Consider the following 2,422-nt stretch of genomic DNA (forward strand, 5'->3'; position numbering starts at 1 on the left):
GTGCCGTCATGGGGTGGGGGCGTGTCGTCGTCGGGCGTGGATGCGGATGCGCCTGTCGGCGTGGGCGTGGTGCGGCCTGTCGGTGTGGGCGAGGCGCCACTCTGGGCTGCGGTGCGGCTGCCCGGTGCGAAGGCGCTGGGTTCCGTGGTGGGTGTCGCTGCCGCGCGCGCGGTCTCCGGGGTGGCGGAGGCGGTGTCGGTGGCAGAGTCGGAGCTGGCGGAGGCACCCGCGGGCGTGACCGCATCGGCGCAGGTGGCGGCGGCTGCGGCAGCCTCTGCGGCTTCCTTGCGCCGCCTTGCCCAGCGGCGCTTCTTGGGCGGGGGCGCAGCGGCGAGCGTTTCGGCGTCGTCCATACGGACCTCGCCACTGCCCGCCCGCGCCTCAGCACGCTCCGCCTCGACGTGGGGATCGACCGACTTTGCGAGGCGGACAGCGGCGGAGGTGGCGGCGTGGTCGGCATCGACGGCGCGGCTGGACTCGGCCTCCGCGGCGCGGCTGGACTCGGCCTCCGCGGCGCGGCTGGACTCGGCCTGCTCGGTGCGGCCGGACTTGGCCTCCGCGGCGTGTTCGGGCTCGCCTGCGGCCGTCCCCTGGGACTGGCCGGCGGGCGCACCCGCCGTGCCGGTCGCTGCCCGTCCCCGGCCGCGCTTCCGCCGCCGCTTGGGCGGCTTGGTCTCGGCCGCCTCGGCCACGATTGCCCTTTCGGGCGGGTTGTCGGCTGCTGCGGGCCGCGAGTCCTCGTCTGCCAGCTCCCTTTCGGGCCGGGCGCCTGCTGCGGACGGAGCCTCGGCCGGGCGGCTGGGTGCGGTATCGCCGTCGGCGGGCGCCGAAGCGCGCTCGGGGGTGGAGGAGCAGGGCTCGGGGCCGGTCAGGCGGTCGGGTGCGGGGCCGTTGTTGGCGGGTTGCTCGGGGTCGGTGGGGTGGTCGGGTGCGGGGTCGTCGTCGACCGGTCGCGTGGGGGTGGGGCCCGACGACACCACGCGCACCGCTTCCCCAATAGGGCGCACCGTAGGTGCGGAAGTGGCGGCGTGGACCGAGGGGCCGGAGCCGCTGCTCGCCGCCCCGGCCGGGGCGGAATCGCCCGCCGAGTCGGAGGTCGTGCCGCGGCCGCCGGTTGAGGGGGTTGTTGTGCCGGGTTCGCCTGCCGGGCGGCGTGCCGTGCCGCTGTCGCCCGTTGAGCAGGTGGCGGCCTGGCCGGGGTCGCCCGCCGGGCGCGGGGGCATGCCGGGGGCGCGATCGTTCGTCGCCGACCGTACGGACGTTGATTCGGGGGGGTGCTCGACCGCCCGGGGCGTGTCGGTCATGGCTGCGGGGCGGTGCGTCGCCAGCGCGACGCGCATCGTCCGGGTCCGGTCGCCGCCGGAGGCATTCGCGACGAGAGCCGGGGTCGCCGCTACGGACACGGTCGCGGGGGTCGCCTGCACCGGCTTCGCTGCAGGGGAAGCTCCCGTCACCGCCCCTTCGGAGCCGCTGCGGGCGGACACGGTCCGCACCGCGGCGGGCTCGGGCTTCTCCACAACGACCGGCTTCGGCGTTTCCGCCGCGACCGGCTTCGGTGTTTCCGCCGCGAGTGGCTTCGGTGTCTCCGCCGCGACCGGCTTGGGCTGCTCGGCCGCGGCGGGCCGGGGGGTCGCACGTGTGACGATCCGGTGGTTCGTCTGCTCCGCGAGGGTCTTCGGGGTCGCCGTGACGGCCCTGGGCCGCTCGACCGAGGCGGGCTCGGGGGCCGGGAGTGCCTTCGACACCTCCGGCGTGACGGGTACGGGTGTCGCGGGAGCCTCGACCTTGCCGGGCACGCCGGCCTCAGCGACAACTCCGGACTCCTCCGCCTCCGAGCTCTCCGCCGCGGATGTCTCCGCGACTGCCGTGGGCGTCTCAGCCGCCACCGGCTTCGGCGTCTCTGCCAGGACTGCGCTGGGCCTCTCGGCCATGGCAGCCTGGGGCCTCTCTGCCGCCACAGCCTGGGGCGTCTCCGCCGCGACCGGCTTGGGCGTCTCCGTCGCGACCGGCTTCGGCGTCGCTTCTGCAACGGGGCTGGGCTTCCCGGCTGCGGCGGCCCCGGGCGTCTCCGCCCCGACCGCCTCCGCCCCGACCGCCTCCGCCCCCCGCGCTGCCGCCTTCTTCTTCGCCGGAGCGCGCTTCGCCGCCGTCGCCTTCTTCGCCGACGGCTCCGCGCTCGTGGTCTTCTTCGCCGGTGTGCGCTTCGTCGCCGACGCGGTCTTCTTCGCGGCAGTCGACTTGGACGCCGACTTGGAGGCCGACTTCGCCGTCTTCTTCGCCGGTGCCCGCTTCCGCGCCGGCGCCGCCTTCTTCGCCTTCGCGCCAGCCGCTTCCGTACGAGCGCCCTCGTCGGCCCTCGCCGCTTCCGTGCGAGCGCCCTCGGCGCCCCCAGCCGCTTCCGTACGAGCGCCCTCCCCAGCCC

2 protein-coding genes are annotated in these 2,422 nt (G+C 76.4%); one reads left to right on the forward strand and one right to left on the reverse strand.

From position 1 onward, the window contains the following. On the reverse strand, window positions 1-1,886 hold a 1,886-nt coding region (locus tag G5C51_RS41545), incomplete at its 3' end, for a hypothetical protein (protein ID WP_240930284.1). A 43-nt stretch (window positions 1,887-1,929) separates the two neighbouring features. On the opposite strand from G5C51_RS41545, the gene G5C51_RS41550 reads away from it, so the two are divergent. Next, the coding region (locus G5C51_RS41550; protein ID WP_165246060.1) for a hypothetical protein at window positions 1,930-2,422 on the forward strand (493 nt) is incomplete at its 3' end.

The organism is Streptomyces coryli (assembly GCF_011044975.1).
Classification (GTDB): Bacteria; Actinomycetota; Actinomycetes; order Streptomycetales; family Streptomycetaceae; genus Streptomyces; species Streptomyces coryli.